This is a genomic window from Paenibacillus popilliae ATCC 14706, from assembly GCF_000315235.1.
GTDB classification, from domain to species: domain Bacteria; phylum Bacillota; class Bacilli; order Paenibacillales; family Paenibacillaceae; genus Paenibacillus_B; species Paenibacillus_B popilliae.
On sequence record NZ_BALG01000416.1, the window covers coordinates 1 to 15,723 of the forward strand.

Sequence of the window (15,723 nt, forward strand, 5' to 3'; positions counted from 1 at the left end):
AGGATCTGGGGATAACTTCGCTGGTCAGCTTGAAAAGCCTAACTCTGGAAGAAGTACCGGTTTACAAACGGAAGAGCTCTAGCCTCCAAATCCATGGCGGATACCGTCACGTGCAGAAAATGCGAGTTCGCTGTGAACACAAACCTACAATTGCTAAAATGCTCGGTATGGAAAGCAGGGTCAACAAATGAATGAGTTAATCCCAACACAATCGAATGGGCAGGGTCATCTACTCGTCAGTGGTCGCGATCTTCATGAGTTTTTGGAGGTTGGAACTCAGTATACGAAGTGGTTCGAGCGTATGGTCGAGTAGGGATTCGCTGAAAATGTGGGCTACATAGCTATTAGTCAAAAAAGACTAACAGCTCAAGGTAATGAAACAACCTACACCTTACGATAAGGTGCTGCGAAACAAACTTTATATCTAAAATCGCCAAGGACTATGGCATGAGTGCCATAGCTCTCAATCAGAAGTTATATGAGTTTGGCGTGCAATACAAGCAAGGTGACATTTGGTTGCTCTATGCGAAATAGATAAAGGTTATACGCAGACAACAACGTTTTTCTTATTGCTTACCTTCTACTTCACTTGTTACAATGGAGTTACGCCTCATCGGTCTTCGCCAAAAGTTCCCGATGAGTCATTCCAAACAGATCTTCGAGTTTGCACAAGACTTCGTATGACGGGCGTCTTGTACCTTTTCGATGTGTTGGTACATTCGTAATTTAATGCCTAGCCTTGTTGCAACTTCTTGTTGTGTCAAGTCTATCTTTACTCTAATTTGTTTTAGTTTTGTACCCAGAATCACCGCCGCCTTTTTATTTAACATGTACATATAGTACATGTTATACTCACATGATATATGTACTATATGTACATGTCAAGTGATATTTTTGGAGGTTGTAATGTCTAGCTTTGCAGATCGATTTAAAGAATTAAAACAACTTAAGAATGTAACCTATGACGAAATTGGAGCTGTCCTTAATCTAAAAAGACGGGCTGTTCAAACATATGCCGATGGAACACGTCGTCCCGACTATGACGGTTTAATCGCCCTTGCCGACTACTTTGATGTATCTATCGACTATCTCGTCGGACGTTCTGACGATCCACGCCGTCACTAATTGACGACTGTTGCTTCTGTTTGTCTTATCTTGCTAAAATGAAACTATCTAAGTTTTTACAATAGCAAGAGAAAATCGGGACTTCCTTACCTTCCTGCGCCAACAGGTATCGGTGAGGGAGTTGAAACAAATCTTCAAGTGCGACAAAAACGTCGTAAGATGGTCTTTGTTTGCCTTTTTCTAAGTCGTGGACAGCAGTTTTTGATAAACCAAGTTGTTTTGCAACAAATTTTTGTGTCCATTTACGTTGCTTCCGTTCTTTTCGCACGTACAAGTACTGCATCATTGCCTCCTTTCTCCTCAACATTTAGTTAGCTTTAAACTAACCTTCATTTTCATCATAGTTAGATTTATGCTAACTATCAAGGGGTTGTTTTATTTGAATCGTGAATTATTTGCCCAACGCATCAAAGAGTTAAGATTGAAAAAAAACATAACTCAATCGGAATTGGGAACCCTTCTCAGCGTTACAAAAACGCAGATTAGCGATATTGAAAAAGGAAAAACTACTACATCTTTAGAAAAGCTATCAATAATTGCCGACTGCTTCGATGTGTCTACTGATTATTTACTTGGTCGCACCGATGATCCACGCCGTTACTAATTGATGGTTGTTGCTTGTCCCCTGGCTTACCTGTACAATGGAAGTAAATATATGCCAGAAAGGAATGACGTCGATGGAAAACGAACTTTTACATCAAATCTTGTCGGAACTTAAGAGCATCAAAACCGATGTATCCGAACTTAAAACTGGTCAACAGAAGCTTGAGGCTGGTCAACAGAAGCTTGAGGCTGGTCAACAAAAGCTCGAATCTGGTCAACAGAAGCTTGAAGCCGAAATTACCAGTATTAAAAAAGACACTCAACTCATCCCCTTGATCCAACAAGCAGTATCAGAGGTAAATAATGAAGTCGCCGCAACAAGCGAAACCATTCAACGTATGGATGAATCACTAAAAGCACATGAAGTTACCCTCGATCTATTATCTAGGCGTTCAATCGATCAAGAAGCCGCACTGAGGAGAATTAAATAGATAATATCCTTCCGCTCTGCCTCCTGCTTGAGAGTTCCTTCATAAGCTCATCAGGTAGGCGGATTGTTGTTTGTTCACGTTCCATTGTTTCACATCTTCCTTATCTGCTCGTCATGTACTGCCAATACTGTAATTAGGAATGTCTCCCTTCTCTGGTGCTAGGTCAAACAGCTCATTGTACAGGCCTTGCTCCATCGCGCGTTCGACGAGTGCTTCCGGACGTACCGGCCATCGCGGGAATATCCGTTGCTGACCGCTGGATTTGCGATTAGCTACCGGATTAACGGGATCATTCCGAGGCTGCGGACGAAGATGGGACAAGCGCAGGAAGACAATGAGGCTCCGTTGGATTATGCGGAATTGGCGAATTGGTTGTAGCGATAGAATTTTTCTATCTACGAATAATTCGTTTGATTCGGCAAAATAACTCAAATAGTATCGCAACTACTCTGTTGATGCGTTGATTACTAATAGTGAAAGGGTGGAACAAGAATGCAGACGATAACCAACCGAGAGCAGACGCAAGAATTATCAACGGATATCCACGTTATCACAGCGGAGATTAACGCGTACAAGCAAATCGCAGGTGAAGCGATACTCGAGATTGGGCGAAGGTTGAAACACGTGAAAGAAAATGAACTAATTCACGGTCAATACGGAAATCTTCTCGAAGCAATAGAAATGGATCGTTCTCAAGCTGCTAAATTCGCAGCATATTATACCATACTTTCTTCGCGTATGTATTTCTGCGCGAGTAATGTATGAATTAGTACATGGCCGAGCGGCGGCAGCCACGCAGGCTCGGCGGAGCCGATATGCTTTTCATTCTTTGCATTCTCGATGTGCTACCAGCACCGCGTTAATGCAACGTTAATACTCAAGCAATTGACCGACTGACCCGCGCTTATTCTCCGATGATACTTCGCGCCTACATCCGGCCATTTGCCGAGACTATGCCGCGACTGTGAACGGCGCGCTGTTCGCTGTATTTTCCACAAATTAGCGGCTTCACACACTCGGAGGCATAAACGGTCATGCTCCGGATCAGAGCGCCTAAAACGGCGTAGAATTGGCGAATAGCGTACGGATTATGCTATCGGAAATACGTCGGCACCGACGCAAATGGCGAAACTTAGTAGTGACGTCACCATCGAGTTTTTCCGATCAAGCAACATAATCGTGAGACGTCCCACGGCAACAAATCATCAAAAGGATGTCGGTTAAATCTACGCCCTTACGGAACGGAACGCCGGGACGACTCGCGAAAAGTACGCGGCCCATCTAGAAAATATTTTCATTTACATAATAATGGGGATGGATTACTATAATAAGAAAAGAAAAACAACCGCTAGTGAGGGCTAACGGTTGTTGGAATGAGTGCTTTTGGGTTGGCAGTAGTCGTTCTCTGGCGGGAGGGACTACTTTTTATTTTGCATCGCGAAGATAACCCCGAACAGGGCTACCACGAACGTACCGAACCCAAGCATAAGACTGATGGATTCAAAAGTGCTCAGATGCCTCACCTCGATTTCTCTCATTGGCTTATATCATAATTCTATCAAATCGAGGGGGATACTTCATCAATTGCGCCACTCAATATTCTACTATTTCTTTCTTCTCATAATCCTTGACAAAGGCGAATGTTTCCCATGCTGCTCTAGGATACTCTCTTCACTCAACTGCACATATTTCCTTGTCGTTGCAATCTCCGCGTGTCCTAGAATCTTCTGTAAGTGGAATATCGACATGCCGCTCTCTGCGGACATTGTTGCGAAATTATGGCGCAGAACGTGGGGCGATACAGACCGCCCGATCTTCGCCTTTTCTGCGTACTTACTGAATGCCTTCTGGATTGTCTTCTCGCTTAGTTGTTCGCCGTAATTCGTCGTGAACACATACGATGAATCGAAGACCGCAGAAGACTCCGCAATCAATTGCTTTAGTAAACGAACAGTTTCCGTAGATAACGGCAGTATCCGCGATTTACGATTTTTGTTCTTGGACGCGGGTAATACAATTTGCCTTTTGGCGAAATTTATCTCCGTTTTTTCGAGTGAGCAGACCTCATTGAGCCGGATTCCGCTATCCAGTATCAACGCCATTATGATGTAGTCGCGCCACTGTGCCCACTGATTCTTGTCCGGCGCTTTCATTAACCGCTGAATCTCTTCGTCGGTTAATGGTTCGACTGTATCCTCGTCCTGACGCATTAGAGAGACGTTTTGAGCCGGGTCTTTGTCGATAATGCCTTCTTGGTGCAGAACGTTAAAGAACGTCCTTAGAACCCGAATACGGACGTTTACGGACGATGCAGCAAGGCCTCGCTTCTCCTTCTCGAAATCGGCTTTAAACGGATGCCCCTCGTAATACTCTTTTTCTTCCGAGCACCACAGGACATATTCACGCAACATATCGACCGTTACATCGTGAATGTGAATTTCTCCGTAACGTTCCGTAGTCCAGTCGATAAAATAACGCATGTTCGTTATGTAGCCCTAATCGTCCGTTGCTTGAGATTTTTTGCCCGCTTAACTTTAACGACAATATCAACGGCTTCCTCCAACGAACACGCCTGCGGCTCAATGTGAGCAACCGGTACAGTTGTTCGCGCACCTATCGTCTGCTTCCCTTTGCGTTTGTCCATACACCAAAATACCTCCTACGCTTTATTTGCGTACGAGGTAAACAAATCAGTTAGGTGCTTCGCAATCAGCTAGTACACCAACGTATGTAATTCGATCAGCTTGCGCATCACATTCTGTTATCAAAACCGCATAACAACAGGCTTTCTTGAAGTGGCGGAAAGGGTGGGATTCGAACCCACGCACGCTTTGACACGCCTAGCTGATTTCGAGTCAGCCCCCTTGGACCTCTTGGGTACCTTTCCACAGCACAATTGATTTTAACACATGAACATCAAAAGTGCAAGATATTTTACTCCACTTTTTTTTTGGCCTCCGTTTCTGCCGAACGAAGCACTTTTTTCATGCTTTTTTCGAACTTGGCCCGCGGAATAAGGACGCTATGCTTGCAGCCTACGCATTTAATCCGAATATCCATCCCCATACGGATAATTTCCATTTCATTCGTACCGCATGGATGCGGCTTCTTCATTTGTACGATATCCCCCAGTTGAAATTGCTTACGCTCCATTCGTCGAGAGCCCCTTTCCTTCATCGTTTTCGATCGCTGCCGCTTCCTCTTGTAGGCGTTGCTGCGACTTCCGAACCTCGAGATTGATGAGTCTGGACACCTGCGCTTGAGTGAACGGCTTGCATTCCGCGATGATGCGTATCGTCGTCTCCGTGCGGGTCATCGCCTGAATCCCGAGCACCTGCGGCTGCCGAATCACATTCGGCTCGCGCTCCGGCAACGCGGCCAATGTCTTCTCCATTCTCTGAACCGCCTCATCGACGCCTTCATCCGCGGCAATGTCGATATCCACCACCGCCAATGAATTGCTGATCGAGTAGTTGGTTACGTCCGTAATGCTCCCATTGGGGATAATATGTATCTCCCCTGTCCAGCTATGTATCCGCGTGGATCTTAGTCCGATCATTTCCACCGTGCCCTGGAACTGTCCTACCTTGATTACGTCCCCGACGGCGAACTGATCCTCGAAGATGATGAAAAAACCGGTCATCACGTCCTTGACCAGGCTCTGCGATCCGAAGCCGATCGCAAACGTAACGACTCCTGCCCCTGCCAGCAGCGGCGCCAGATTGACGTTGAACTCCATTAAGATGAACATAATCATCGTGAAGTTCAGTGTCAATGAGGTTACATTTTTAAGCAGCTTCACAATCGTGAGCAGCCGACGCGGATGAAGCGCAAGATTGCCCCTCCCCTTCTTGCTTATCGCCCGGTTAATCATGCGGAAGAGCACCTTGATCGCAACCCGGGAAATGAGAATAATGAGCACGATCCGGACAGACTTGATCATCAACCATTCCCATGTAGAGGAATCTGTTATCCAGTCGATGATCTGATACTTCCATTTCTGAAATAGGCTGACCGTCTGTTCGATGCTCTGCTCCATCATGTTCGCCTCTGCCGGTTCTGCCTGCAACATCCTATCACCCCTCTACCTATTCTAGCAATTCAATATAGCGATCGTCTTTCCTATAGAATATCCCGCGAATCTCGATCCGCTCCGTTCGAATCAGCGTCCGGACCGCCCCCAGATCGGCAGGCCGGAACAAAATCGACAGTGCGCATCCTGCCGTAATCTGCGCCGGTGTCGGATAAGTGTCCATGTCCAATTCGAGATACTCCATCAGCATTTCCATTCGCAGCGCATGCTGGGTCGAATCAAAGGCCAGCAGCCATTCTTCCGCTTCCCTTCCATTCATGACAGCGCATCCTTCCTTAACAGGATGATTTCCTTCTTAACGAAGTATAAAACTCCTCTTTTATCCATATACTAGTTACTACTATTTCGTAGAAACGGAGGTTTCGCCGTGACTTATTCTCTCTTCAATCCCCCCGCTTCACTAGACTGTCCACCATGCAAGGTGGATTACAACACCTCGGAAGCGCTCACGATGCTGGTCCGTGCCTGCCGCAAACATTTGCGCATACGCGCCCCTTACCAGTCGCTGACGGTTGTATGCATTGGCACCGACCGTTCCACCGGAGATTGCCTTGGCCCGCTCGTCGGCACACACCTGGCCAAGCAAGCGGGTTCCCCGTACCGTGTCTTCGGAACGCTTGAGCAGCCGGTCCATGCCATGAATTTGCAGAATAAGCTGGACGCATTGCTTCAGGAAGACCCGAATACCTTTATCATAGCCGTCGATGCCTGCCTTGGCCAGAGCGGCAACGTAGGCGCGGTTCAGATCCAGCATGGTCCTGTCCGGCCGGGCGCAGGGGTGAACAAACAATTGCCCCCGGTCGGCGACATGCACATAACCGGCATCGTCAACGTCGGAGGCTTCATGGAGTATTTCGTGCTGCAGAACACTCGGCTTCATCTGGTCATGAGTATGGCCGAACTAATTGGAGAAGTGATTCATCAGTCGATCGCAGGGTCAACCCCAGTTAATTAACCTCTGTCTGCCTTCGCCGAGACGGCCTGTCCACGGCTGGCTGCCGCCGCTTCAAGGGCCTGCTTTTCTTCCGGTGACAAGGAATATGTGGATTGGCCCTTCTCCACAGGCTTCGCGTATATATAGGAATGATCCCGCCCATGAATACCTGTCAACACAATGCCGTCTTGTTCATCGTTGATCCAAGCAATCGAGAAGCTCAGTTCGCTCCCCTGCTCAGCAAAGGCGTTGTAGCGCTGAATGCCGATATGGGACTTCATTCTGACAGCAACCCCCTCCAGTTGTTGAATCCGCTGTTGATGCTGCTCGATTCCGCTCCGCAACCGACTCATGTCATCATGCATGCTGGAGAGCACCAGATCAAGCTGCTCAACGCCGCTCTCACCTACGATGGACATATATTTCTGACGCAGCTTGCGAAGCTTCACGCCCTGAATCCACACCAATAATAGCAACATAAGAGATAGCCCTGCCGTACAGAGGACGATCAGCGGCAACCATTCATTCCATAATTCATTCATCATAGGTTTTTGTTCTCTCCTGCCTCTAGCTTATCCGATGCATAACCAATGTAGTGCTTCCGTTACCGATTCGATATCTGCCTCCGTCGTATTCCAACCAACACTAATCCGCAGAGCGCCGGATTCCCACGTCCCCGCTGCCCGGTGAGCTGTAGGAGTGCAATGGTACCCTGCCCTCACCGCAATGCCGAATTCCTGATCGAGACGATGGGCCAAGACTGAACTATCGATGCGATCGCTTATCAGCGATACGATTCCCGTCCGCGGCTGGCCGAGGCTAGGTCCAAGAACGCGCAGGCCTGGCAGCCGTTTGATCGATTCCATCAGCTTCTGTACTAGTTCCCATTCCTTCTTATACCTGGCCGCCACCGTCTCCTGCAGTACATATTGTACCCCTGCCTCCAACCCGGCGATGCCGACTGTGTTCGGCGTCCCCGCTTCATAGCAGTCCGGCCGCGTGGCAGGGTGGACCGCTTCATCGGAATAGCTTCCCGTGCCGCCTTGTACGAGAGGATGGACATCGAGCCCCGGGTCAATATACAGCCCGCCGATGCCCTGTGGTCCAAGCAGGCCTTTGTGGCCGGGAAAAGCAAGCATATCAATGCCAAGCGCCGCCACCGAAATGGGCAGCAGACCCGCCGACTGGGCGGCATCTACAAGCAGCTTCGCGCCATAATCATGCGCGATGGCCGCAATCTCCCCTACCGGTTGGATGGAACCGAACAGATTGGAGCTATGAGTGCAGATGACGAGCCGGGTGTGAGGCTTCATGGCCTGACGAATCCGATGCAGATCGACTGTTCCGACTGCATCCGCTTCGACATAGGTGACCTGAACCCGATGATGCCGTATCAACCACTCCAGCGGACGAGTAACCGAGCTATGCTCTGCACCCGTTGCTACGACGTGATCCCCTGGCCGGACGTAGCCATGAATAGCGGTGTTCAGCGCCATCGTCGTATTGGCCGTCCAGGCAATGTCTACCGGATTGACCGCCTGGAACAACTCAGCCACCGCCATTCTCGCAAGAAGAATGCGTTTGCCTGCCTTCACGGCCAGCCGATGCCCGCCTCTCCCCGGACTTCCTCCCTCTTCCAGCATTGAATGCTGCATCGCTTCCGTGACGCATGCCGGCTTGGGCCACGAGGTGGCGGCATGATCCAGATAAATGATCGAAGAAGCATCCGCTCTTCCGCGCATCTCATCCACCTCATTCATTTATAACTTTACCTTATCCTGGCATGGACAAGTAGAATATTTTTGTAACCTTTTCTCCAATAAGTCCCTGAAAATCAACCGTTTCAAGCCGGGATCTGCTGAAAAAAAGCTTGTCTCCGAAAAGAAAAAAACTGGCATACTTAGTTTAATCCTTTGGGCAGAGGATTACAACCAAGTGTCCAGCTTTTTGCAAAAAATTATTTGGAAGGAACGGTCTGCAGCAATTCCAGCAATCGTTCCAAATCCTGCTTGCTGAAATACGTGATCTCAATTTTTCCCTTGTCTTTATTTGGCTTAATTCGGACTGTGGTACGAAAATGCTCGCGTAGGGTCTCCTCTACTTCATGAAGGTATGGATCATGACGAGCAGCCTTCGGTTTGACTGCCGGTTTAATTTTCTGATGCTGCTGCTGTATCGCTTCCTCCAGCTGTCTGACGCTCCACCCTTGTTCGATCGTCGAATTCGCCAATTGCTTTACTTTCGTTGTGTCTTTCACGCCTACGATGGCGCGTGCATGTCCCATCGACAGTGTTCCACGTGAAACATATTCCTTTACTTCTTCCGGAAGTTGAAGCAATCTCAGGAAATTTGCAATATGCGATCTCGATTTTCCTACTTTAACGGATAATTCCTCCTGCGTATACGAGAATTGTTCCATCAATCCCTGATAAGCAAGTGCCAGTTCAATGGCATTCAGATTTTCCCGCTGCAGGTTCTCAATAAGCGCAATTTCCATCGCTTGCTGATCTGAAAAGCTGCGAACCACTGCCGGTATCGTCGCCAGCCCGAGCCATTGCGAAGCCCGGTAACGGCGTTCCCCTGCGATGATCTCGTAGCCTTTGACGACGCTTCGAACAATAATCGGCTGGATGATCCCATGCTGCTTAATCGACTCGGCCAATTCCTGAATCGATTGTTCATCGAAGTTTTTTCGCGGTTGATAAGGATTGGGACGTAATTGCTGCAAGGATACTTCCGTAATCTTATCATCATCGTTCACAGCTAAAGAAGGAATGAGCGCATCCAAGCCACGTCCTAAACGCTTACTCATTTGTAATCACTTCCTTCGCAAGTTCCAAATATACCTCGGCGCCTTTCGACTTCGGATCGTAGGTCATAATCGACTGTCCATGTGACGGCGCTTCGCTCAGACGAATATTTCGTGGAATGATCGTTTGATACACCTTTTGCTGGAAATACTTTTTCACCTCTTCAATGACTTGAATACCCAGATTGGTACGAGCATCCAGCATCGTCAGCAGCACGCCCTCAATTTGCAAGGACGTATTAAGATGTTTTTGCACCAGTCTTACCGTATTGAGCAGCTGGCTCAAGCCTTCCAAAGCATAGTACTCGCACTGAATCGGAATAATGACGGAATGAGAGGCCGTCAGCGAATTAATCGTCAAAATACCTAAGGACGGCGGGCAATCAATCAAAATATAATCATACAAATGGGCCACAAGCTGCAATGACTTCTTCAGCCGGACTTCCCGTGAAATTGTCGGCACCAGTTCGATTTCAGCCCCTGCCAATTGAATGGTGGCCGGGATAATATGTAAGCCTTCGACCATCGTAGGAACGATCGCATCTTGGGGAGGGACATCATTAATAATGACATCATAAATGCAGTTGGCTACATCCGCTTTATTAATCCCTACTCCGCTTGTCGTATTGCCTTGCGGATCAATATCTACCAGCAATACCCGCTTGCCTAGCAACGCCAAACCCGAACCCAAATTCACCGTCGTCGTAGTCTTCCCGACGCCGCCTTTCTGGTTGGTAATGGCAATAACTTTAGCCATTCCTCTTCACCTCAATGTTGATTCTTTATGCCTGCTCCAGCTGCATCGAGACGGCAATGCTTTCCTATGCAATAAAAAGAGCAGCGTCTTGACTGCCGCTCTAACGTTCCGCCACACGAACAACACTATCTTCTTCATCCAATTTTAAGCTACGGTAGACTTCCAGCACAGGATTGGAATCCAAGACGTGATTTTATCGTTTCGGAATTTTAATCACAATTTCATAATGATCGTCATGATCCGTCTCATCCGTTTTAATCTTCAGGCCGGATCCGGATACCATATCAATCGATTGGCGAATCGTGTTCAAGGCCAATCGCACATCCTTCGTGAACGAAATGCGTTTCGTCTTTTTGTCCTTATTGACTTCTTTATAAAAAGCCACTCTCGCTTCTGTCTGCTTCACATTCAGTTCTTTGGAAAGAATCTCATGCAATAGCTTGAACTTCCATTCTTCCGAATCGAGACTCAACAGTGCCCGGGCATGACGTTCCGTCAACTTTCGTTCCATCAGAGCTATCTTGACTGCTTCGGGAAGTTGAAGCAACCGAATCTTGTTGGCTATCGTTGATTGGCTTTTGCCTAATCGCTGCGCCAGGCTTTCCTGGGTCAGATCATGGAGATCTATCAGCTTCTGGTAAGCAATCGCTTCCTCGATCGCGCTCAACCCTTCACGCTGCAAATTTTCAATCAAGGCGATGGACGCCGCTTGAGAATCGTTAAATTCTCGAATCATCCCTGGGATGGTGTCCATGCCCAGCTTTTTCACTGCTCGCCAACGTCGCTCCCCGGCAATAATTTCGTACTTGCCGTTACGCTGCCGAACCACGATCGGTTGAATGACGCCATGGGTCTTGATCGTCTGACACAATTCATCAATTCGTTCATCATCAAAAATGGTGCGCGGCTGATAAGGACTGGTGACAATCTCGTCCACCGGAAGCTGTTTGACCTCATCCAGCGCTTCCCGCTCTGCAAAACCGAATAACCGAGACAGTTGTTCTTTCATTTCCGATAATACCACCTAACTTCAAAATAATGCCAGACACTTGAAGAAGCGGCAGTTGCTCTGCTCCATCGGATTGTTCATAATCCGTAATTCATACCTGCTTGAAAAGCCTACCCGCGCTATATCCATACTGAAACATGAATACAGCTATCCTCTATCCTATTCTATTCTCCAAGCAGGCATCTATTTCCTGCAAGAAGAGAACTTGAACAAAAAATTGTTCCACGTGGAACAATTCACCAACTCCATTGGCACCCATTTTTGCTCTACTTTACATGATACCATGATGTTCCTGTGTTTCATAGGTATTTTGGAAACGTTTCATTCCCCTTCCAAGCTCTAAGATACTATGACTTCACGTAAAACAACTATCTTTATTATAAGAAGTCTTCCCTGTCCCGTTGTGATAGGAAATACTTTTCAGTCTCATTTGTTACGCTGTTTGTACGGACTGCGACATTGTCGTATTCGTTCTCATTGACTAAAGCATTAATAAAAATATTTACTTAGAGTAAAAAATTTTTGACAAAGTGGAATGGCGATCACGTACAGAAAAATGGCTATTTCCAATTGCATACCTCCGTCCATGACAATTCATTATGGAGGTTGTTGTAAAGTGGGAACTTTGCTCACACATTGCGCAGGAATGAATGTTCATCAACGCTCGATCGTGGTTTGTGTATTCGTCGGCGACAAAGACCATAACGAGGTCTCATCCGTAACCAAAACATTTACCGGGCATCCTGTTGCCATTTTTCCAGCCAGTATGGAATCTGTTGAAAGATTCATTTGAGCTCATCTTGGCGAATCCACAACGAGTCAAAAACACGCCAGGAAAAATAGATATGAAAGACGCTGTCTGGATCGCTCAATTACTGCGCTGCGGATGGATCGAAGCGGGCTTCGTGCCACCGGAAGATGTCCGGGATTTACGAGACCTCACTCGGTATCGTCGGAGGTTAATTAACACGTGATAGCGGTAAAGAACCGTATTCACAAAATCGTTCAGGAAGGGAACATCAAGTTAACCACTTATCTTAGCGATGTATTCGGTTTTCGGGCCGCGCTTTACTATATAAATTGAACTAATGATCTACTTAAATGTCCCGACTCCAACCGGACGCAGAATTGATCAATGATCTTCATAGGATCGAGCATGATATTATCCATAAAGGCTCGAACATTGTTGCCAATGGCGTCAACAGTGTGGTAGAACAGTTATTGATCTCATTGATTTTAGCCACTTCTAAAGCCCTTCTACAATATTGAGTCGCGGGCTGTAAGTAGGCAAGAAGACAAAGTGCAAGCGAGTATTCTCTTCCAAAAAGGGTTGCAGCAGTTTGGCATGATGGATGCGGGCATTATCTAAAATCATCACGATTGTCGTATTCCCCATAAGATGAAGCCGGATGGTTTGATATCGTTCATACATCTGCCGGTCTTTTGTTTGTTTGATTCGTTCCTCGACTGCTTTTACAACTGTTTTTTTGTATTCTCCAAGTTATATCCCCTTTCAAATGAGATTTGATATTATCATTTGACGTACAGGGGCGGAAAATACCTCTAAAGAAGCAGGAAGTGACTGCCCCCTCTGTTTTTTTTCATTTGCCCAAATACACTTCCCGGTTCTACCACTCGTCAAACCGATAGGGCGTATCCTTCTTTGCTTCGCAGCTCCTCTTGTACTTGTTGATGATTGTAGTGGAGATTCTGTATGCCCACCCGGATTTCACGATTCCCATATGCCTTCATGTAAGCTGTTTTAAGTGGGCATCTCACACAATCCTGACTTCAATAGTGGCGAAGAAGAATTTCATAGTCTCACTTTTCGTTTTCTGTTTGCTCCCACGGTGAAAAATGGAGTGTTTGTCCAGGGAACGTCTAAGAATCGCCCGCGCATCATAATTCCTTAGATTCAAAATATCAATTTTAATGTTGATCATTGGCAAAGAAGGGTGCTAAGGAGTCTGTATCTTTAGAGCTGATTAAAATAAAATGATAGGAGGGATGTAAACCGTTCTTTCTAGTAGAGCAGGCCTTCTCCATCCCACAATATGTAATGGATTCGATGAAGGGATGTGTAGAAATGGCAAGAGCGGATTTTCTTATAAATCTCGTTACAGCGAGTAGTACTGGGGATACTACGATGTTCCAAAGAACTGTTGAAGCTTTAATTGTTGAAGAAAGAAGCAAACAGCATCATGTTCTTGCAATTCTATCCGAAGAGGAAGTTATTCCATTAGCCAAACGGGTAGGATACCACGAGATAGCCCGCAAGCTCACTGTCTGCACCTCACTACACTCTGTTACAATACTGGACACAAGCAGCCTCAGAACAATGAGATGGCTTTCGAAACGGCGGTGACCGTGCCGTTATTTGCGGCCTAACTCTGCCGCGCTGGTACAAAACCATTCCTTCGGCAGAAAACCGCAAATTGATCCGTTTCCATTCGTTCTGGCGGGTATTCAATACGGCGATTCATAACGACAGTCTGCGCACAAAACAATCCTTTCTTCTTCCGATAAGTAATCAATCGCGTGTAATTCAGTCGGCAGGCGATGAAACCTTTACTCCTTTATGGCCCTGTTCCCCTCCGGTTTCTTCCTAGCTCGTATAGACAGTTGGCGGGACGATGTCTAGTTTTATTTTTTGCTGCTGCAATTGATCGATAAAGCTTTGCGGCGCCTTGGAATCCGTAATCATCGCTGCGATGTCCTGGGCATTCGCGAACGAAGAAATCGAGCGCTTGTCCAGCTTGGTGTGATCCAGAAGGGCGATGACTTGGGAGGAAGCCTGTACCATGGCCCGCTTCAGATCAACTTCATAGACGTTGAAATCCATCATTCCGTCTTCCAGTGTAAACCCGTGAGCGGAAGTATACATCGTATCCATATGAATCTGATTCAACACGGAACTCCCCAACATGCCTTCCAGACCAGCGGAACCGGCCCGGATGACACCGCCAACGACGATAACCGTAAAATTCGGATTTTCTTTCAATTCGAGAGCCGTATAAATTCCATTGGTGACGACAGTAAGGCGGATCTGCCTGTTTTTGAGAGCTTTCGCCATCTCCAGCGCAGTGGAACTTGCATCGAGCAGGATACAATCGCCGTCTTGCGGCAGCATGGCTGCCTTGCTTCCGATGGCCGATTTTTCTGCGTTATTCCGCTTCTCTCGTACGGCGAAGGCGGTGTCCGTCTGCATGTCATCTGCAATCATGGCGCCGCCATGCGTGCGCTGTAGCGATCCTTCCTCTTCCATCACTTGAAGATCGCTTCGCAAGGTTGCCTCAGACACGCCAACGAGGCAGGACAATTCCTTAACGGTAGCGCGTTGCTGCCTTTTCAAGTATTCTAAAATTTTGCTCTTTCTTTCCGCAGGAAACATCTTCCCCAATTGAGATCACCTTTTCAAGGTTATTGGATGAGTATATGTACATATCATAACAAATAAAAGCGAAACGCACAAATGAAGGCGCGTTAAAATAAAGAATACTGATAAAAATCATAATATAAATATAAATATAAATGAAAAATAAAATTGATAAAGGCTCGCTGAGATCTATAAAAAACGCTGGAAAATCGGCGTGTCCAGCTAAGGACACAACTTCTTATCGGTGAAAGTCCGATCGGGAGAACAGACTACACTCCCGGAGCCTGAGGGGCATCGTGGAATGAAAGTGAACCGATGGAGCCCTCTGACAAACATTCTGCAGGAATGCGGAGAAACTCCAGGTTGTAACGCACAGTGAACGCAGATGTAGCCTCGTTACACGCAATTCCGGTGGCTGAGACGGTCGATAACGCGCGAAAGCAGCAAGAACTGACTGAAAGAGTCTGAAACGGCAGTTCTCACCGGCGGGGTAAACACCCGTCAGTTTGCAGGAGCTAAGGCGACGGATATATCAAAAGGCGAAGGCTGAACCTACACATCGTTTCTGGGGACTATTCACTCACAT

At 47.0% G+C, this 15,723-nt stretch carries 24 protein-coding genes, 1 tRNA gene and 1 pseudogene; 10 read left to right on the forward strand and 16 right to left on the reverse strand.

Going from position 1 to position 15,723, the window contains the following annotated elements:
* From PPOP_RS24775 to PPOP_RS26160, 3 genes and pseudogenes are all read left to right on the forward strand, one after another.
* Positions 1 to 191 (forward strand): hypothetical protein (locus tag PPOP_RS24775; protein ID WP_042229888.1); only part of this gene is annotated, 191 nt, incomplete at its 5' end.
* Positions 188 to 313 carry an antA/AntB antirepressor family protein gene (locus PPOP_RS23580; RefSeq protein ID WP_199898999.1) on the forward strand — a complete coding sequence of 42 codons (126 nt, stop codon included), beginning with the start codon at positions 188 to 190 and terminating at the stop codon, positions 311 to 313. The genes PPOP_RS24775 and PPOP_RS23580, both read left to right, overlap by 4 nt.
* Positions 314 to 420: 107 nt before the next feature.
* A pseudogene (locus PPOP_RS26160) lies at positions 421 to 560 on the forward strand (phage antirepressor KilAC domain-containing protein); the annotation flags it as partial.
* An 81-nt stretch (positions 561 to 641) separates the two neighbouring features.
* Here PPOP_RS26160 and PPOP_RS26165 read toward each other — a convergent pair.
* Positions 642 to 845: a helix-turn-helix domain-containing protein gene (locus PPOP_RS26165; protein ID WP_006288070.1), complete on the reverse strand. Its 204-nt coding sequence runs from the start codon at positions 843 to 845 to the stop codon at positions 642 to 644.
* 61 nt (positions 846 to 906) lie between these two features.
* On the opposite strand from PPOP_RS26165, the gene PPOP_RS17885 reads away from it, so the two are divergent.
* Positions 907 to 1,125, forward strand: a complete 219-nt coding sequence (locus PPOP_RS17885; protein WP_006288071.1) for a helix-turn-helix domain-containing protein — start codon at positions 907 to 909, stop codon at positions 1,123 to 1,125.
* Between the two features lie 25 nt (positions 1,126 to 1,150).
* Here the strand turns inward: PPOP_RS17885 and PPOP_RS17890 are convergent, their stop codons facing one another.
* Positions 1,151 to 1,411 carry a helix-turn-helix domain-containing protein gene (locus PPOP_RS17890; RefSeq protein ID WP_042229891.1) on the reverse strand — a complete coding sequence of 87 codons (261 nt, stop codon included), beginning with the start codon at positions 1,409 to 1,411 and terminating at the stop codon, positions 1,151 to 1,153.
* 93 nt (positions 1,412 to 1,504) lie between these two features.
* On the opposite strand from PPOP_RS17890, the gene PPOP_RS21290 reads away from it, so the two are divergent.
* The 4 genes from PPOP_RS21290 to PPOP_RS17910 all read left to right on the forward strand — a co-directional run bounded on the left by PPOP_RS21290 (position 1,505) and on the right by PPOP_RS17910 (position 2,924).
* A complete protein-coding gene (locus tag PPOP_RS21290) occupies positions 1,505 to 1,729 on the forward strand; it encodes a helix-turn-helix domain-containing protein (protein WP_234399893.1) in 225 nt (74 codons plus the stop codon).
* Positions 1,730 to 1,802: 73 nt separating this feature from the next.
* On the forward strand, positions 1,803 to 2,159 hold the full coding sequence (locus tag PPOP_RS17900) for a hypothetical protein (protein ID WP_006288074.1): 357 nt from the start codon (positions 1,803 to 1,805) through the stop codon (positions 2,157 to 2,159).
* A 246-nt stretch (positions 2,160 to 2,405) separates the two neighbouring features.
* Entirely contained in the window at positions 2,406 to 2,537 is a 132-nt protein-coding gene (locus tag PPOP_RS25245) for a hypothetical protein (protein ID WP_267879091.1), read from the forward strand.
* Between the two features lie 114 nt (positions 2,538 to 2,651).
* Entirely contained in the window at positions 2,652 to 2,924 is a 273-nt protein-coding gene (locus PPOP_RS17910) for a DUF3102 domain-containing protein (RefSeq protein ID WP_006288075.1), read from the forward strand.
* A 653-nt stretch (positions 2,925 to 3,577) separates the two neighbouring features.
* Here PPOP_RS17910 and PPOP_RS26170 read toward each other — a convergent pair.
* The 7 genes from PPOP_RS26170 to PPOP_RS17935 form a co-directional block, all read right to left on the reverse strand.
* The gene (locus PPOP_RS26170; RefSeq protein ID WP_148278006.1) at positions 3,578 to 3,697 is read right to left on the reverse strand and encodes a putative holin-like toxin; all 120 of its coding nucleotides are present in this window, start codon (positions 3,695 to 3,697) and stop codon (positions 3,578 to 3,580) included.
* 66 nt (positions 3,698 to 3,763) lie between these two features.
* Positions 3,764 to 4,639 carry a tyrosine-type recombinase/integrase gene (locus PPOP_RS17915; protein ID WP_006288076.1) on the reverse strand — a complete coding sequence of 292 codons (876 nt, stop codon included), beginning with the start codon at positions 4,637 to 4,639 and terminating at the stop codon, positions 3,764 to 3,766.
* 5 nt (positions 4,640 to 4,644) lie between these two features.
* Positions 4,645 to 4,803, reverse strand: coding sequence for a hypothetical protein (locus tag PPOP_RS24785; RefSeq protein WP_006288077.1), 159 nt, complete (start codon positions 4,801 to 4,803; stop codon positions 4,645 to 4,647).
* Positions 4,804 to 4,955: 152 nt separating this feature from the next.
* Positions 4,956 to 5,046, reverse strand: a tRNA-Ser gene (locus PPOP_RS17920).
* A gap of 47 nt (positions 5,047 to 5,093) precedes the next feature.
* Positions 5,094 to 5,312 carry a DUF951 domain-containing protein gene (locus PPOP_RS17925; protein WP_006288078.1) on the reverse strand — a complete coding sequence of 73 codons (219 nt, stop codon included), beginning with the start codon at positions 5,310 to 5,312 and terminating at the stop codon, positions 5,094 to 5,096.
* A complete protein-coding gene (locus PPOP_RS17930) occupies positions 5,302 to 6,231 on the reverse strand; it encodes a mechanosensitive ion channel family protein (protein WP_006288079.1) in 930 nt (309 codons plus the stop codon). Before PPOP_RS17930 ends, PPOP_RS17925 begins: the two co-directional genes overlap by 11 nt.
* Before the next feature lie 16 nt (positions 6,232 to 6,247).
* On the reverse strand, positions 6,248 to 6,511 hold the full coding sequence (locus PPOP_RS17935; protein WP_006288081.1) for a putative Se/S carrier protein: 264 nt from the start codon (positions 6,509 to 6,511) through the stop codon (positions 6,248 to 6,250).
* A gap of 108 nt (positions 6,512 to 6,619) precedes the next feature.
* Between PPOP_RS17935 and yyaC the strand changes: the two genes are divergently transcribed.
* Complete coding sequence (yyaC, locus tag PPOP_RS17940; protein WP_234399894.1) at positions 6,620 to 7,207, forward strand: spore protease YyaC; 588 nt, start codon at positions 6,620 to 6,622, stop codon at positions 7,205 to 7,207.
* Here the strand turns inward: yyaC and PPOP_RS17945 are convergent.
* The 5 genes from PPOP_RS17945 to noc all read right to left on the reverse strand — a co-directional run bounded on the left by PPOP_RS17945 (position 7,204) and on the right by noc (position 11,761).
* Positions 7,204 to 7,731, reverse strand: a complete 528-nt coding sequence (locus tag PPOP_RS17945; RefSeq protein ID WP_006288087.1) for a DUF4446 family protein — start codon at positions 7,729 to 7,731, stop codon at positions 7,204 to 7,206. The two genes, yyaC and PPOP_RS17945, sit on opposite strands and share 4 nt — an antisense overlap.
* A 27-nt stretch (positions 7,732 to 7,758) precedes the next feature.
* Positions 7,759 to 8,946, reverse strand: a complete 1,188-nt coding sequence (locus PPOP_RS17950; protein WP_006288088.1) for an aminotransferase class V-fold PLP-dependent enzyme — start codon at positions 8,944 to 8,946, stop codon at positions 7,759 to 7,761.
* A gap of 197 nt (positions 8,947 to 9,143) precedes the next feature.
* Positions 9,144 to 9,998: a ParB/RepB/Spo0J family partition protein gene (locus PPOP_RS17955; RefSeq protein ID WP_006288089.1), complete on the reverse strand. Its 855-nt coding sequence runs from the start codon at positions 9,996 to 9,998 to the stop codon at positions 9,144 to 9,146.
* Positions 9,991 to 10,752 carry a ParA family protein gene (locus tag PPOP_RS17960; RefSeq protein WP_006288090.1) on the reverse strand — a complete coding sequence of 254 codons (762 nt, stop codon included), beginning with the start codon at positions 10,750 to 10,752 and terminating at the stop codon, positions 9,991 to 9,993. The genes PPOP_RS17955 and PPOP_RS17960 overlap by 8 nt, the downstream gene beginning before the upstream one ends.
* Before the next feature lie 193 nt (positions 10,753 to 10,945).
* Positions 10,946 to 11,761, reverse strand: coding sequence for a nucleoid occlusion protein (gene noc / locus PPOP_RS17965; RefSeq protein WP_006288091.1), 816 nt, complete (start codon positions 11,759 to 11,761; stop codon positions 10,946 to 10,948).
* A gap of 800 nt (positions 11,762 to 12,561) precedes the next feature.
* Between noc and PPOP_RS26175 the strand changes: the two genes are divergently transcribed.
* Positions 12,562 to 12,735 (forward strand): IS110 family transposase, encoded by a 174-nt coding sequence (locus PPOP_RS26175; protein WP_422730667.1) that lies wholly within the window; start codon positions 12,562 to 12,564, stop codon positions 12,733 to 12,735.
* Positions 12,736 to 13,007: 272 nt separating this feature from the next.
* Here the strand turns inward: PPOP_RS26175 and PPOP_RS26180 are convergent, their stop codons facing one another.
* Together PPOP_RS26180 and PPOP_RS17970 are read right to left on the reverse strand one after the other, a co-directional pair.
* A complete protein-coding gene (locus tag PPOP_RS26180; protein ID WP_093471113.1) occupies positions 13,008 to 13,193 on the reverse strand; it encodes a transposase in 186 nt (61 codons plus the stop codon).
* Between the two features lie 1,173 nt (positions 13,194 to 14,366).
* Positions 14,367 to 15,152, reverse strand: coding sequence for a DeoR/GlpR family DNA-binding transcription regulator (locus tag PPOP_RS17970; RefSeq protein ID WP_042229904.1), 786 nt, complete (start codon positions 15,150 to 15,152; stop codon positions 14,367 to 14,369).
* Positions 15,153 to 15,723: the final 571 nt, after the last annotated feature.

Coding starts and splice junctions, on each gene's coding strand:
- PPOP_RS23580 (WP_199898999.1), top strand. CDS start 188: ATGAATGAGTTAATCCCAACACAATCGAATGGGCAGGGTCATCTACTC.
- PPOP_RS26165 (WP_006288070.1), bottom strand. CDS start 845: ATGTACTATATGTACATGTTAAATAAAAAGGCGGCGGTGATTCTGGGT.
- PPOP_RS17885 (WP_006288071.1), top strand. CDS start 907: ATGTCTAGCTTTGCAGATCGATTTAAAGAATTAAAACAACTTAAGAAT.
- PPOP_RS17890 (WP_042229891.1), bottom strand. CDS start 1,411: ATGATGCAGTACTTGTACGTGCGAAAAGAACGGAAGCAACGTAAATGG.
- PPOP_RS17900 (WP_006288074.1), top strand. CDS start 1,803: ATGGAAAACGAACTTTTACATCAAATCTTGTCGGAACTTAAGAGCATC.
- PPOP_RS17910 (WP_006288075.1), top strand. CDS start 2,652: ATGCAGACGATAACCAACCGAGAGCAGACGCAAGAATTATCAACGGAT.
- PPOP_RS26170 (WP_148278006.1), bottom strand. CDS start 3,697: ATGAGAGAAATCGAGGTGAGGCATCTGAGCACTTTTGAATCCATCAGT.
- PPOP_RS17915 (WP_006288076.1), bottom strand. CDS start 4,639: ATGCGTTATTTTATCGACTGGACTACGGAACGTTACGGAGAAATTCAC.
- PPOP_RS24785 (WP_006288077.1), bottom strand. CDS start 4,803: ATGGACAAACGCAAAGGGAAGCAGACGATAGGTGCGCGAACAACTGTA.
- PPOP_RS17925 (WP_006288078.1), bottom strand. CDS start 5,312: ATGGAGCGTAAGCAATTTCAACTGGGGGATATCGTACAAATGAAGAAG.
- PPOP_RS17930 (WP_006288079.1), bottom strand. CDS start 6,231: ATGTTGCAGGCAGAACCGGCAGAGGCGAACATGATGGAGCAGAGCATC.
- PPOP_RS17935 (WP_006288081.1), bottom strand. CDS start 6,511: ATGAATGGAAGGGAAGCGGAAGAATGGCTGCTGGCCTTTGATTCGACC.
- PPOP_RS17945 (WP_006288087.1), bottom strand. CDS start 7,731: ATGATGAATGAATTATGGAATGAATGGTTGCCGCTGATCGTCCTCTGT.
- PPOP_RS17950 (WP_006288088.1), bottom strand. CDS start 8,946: ATGAATGAGGTGGATGAGATGCGCGGAAGAGCGGATGCTTCTTCGATC.
- PPOP_RS17955 (WP_006288089.1), bottom strand. CDS start 9,998: ATGAGTAAGCGTTTAGGACGTGGCTTGGATGCGCTCATTCCTTCTTTA.
- PPOP_RS17960 (WP_006288090.1), bottom strand. CDS start 10,752: ATGGCTAAAGTTATTGCCATTACCAACCAGAAAGGCGGCGTCGGGAAG.
- noc (WP_006288091.1), bottom strand. CDS start 11,761: ATGAAAGAACAACTGTCTCGGTTATTCGGTTTTGCAGAGCGGGAAGCG.
- PPOP_RS26180 (WP_093471113.1), bottom strand. CDS start 13,193: ATGTATGAACGATATCAAACCATCCGGCTTCATCTTATGGGGAATACG.
- PPOP_RS17970 (WP_042229904.1), bottom strand. CDS start 15,152: ATGTTTCCTGCGGAAAGAAAGAGCAAAATTTTAGAATACTTGAAAAGG.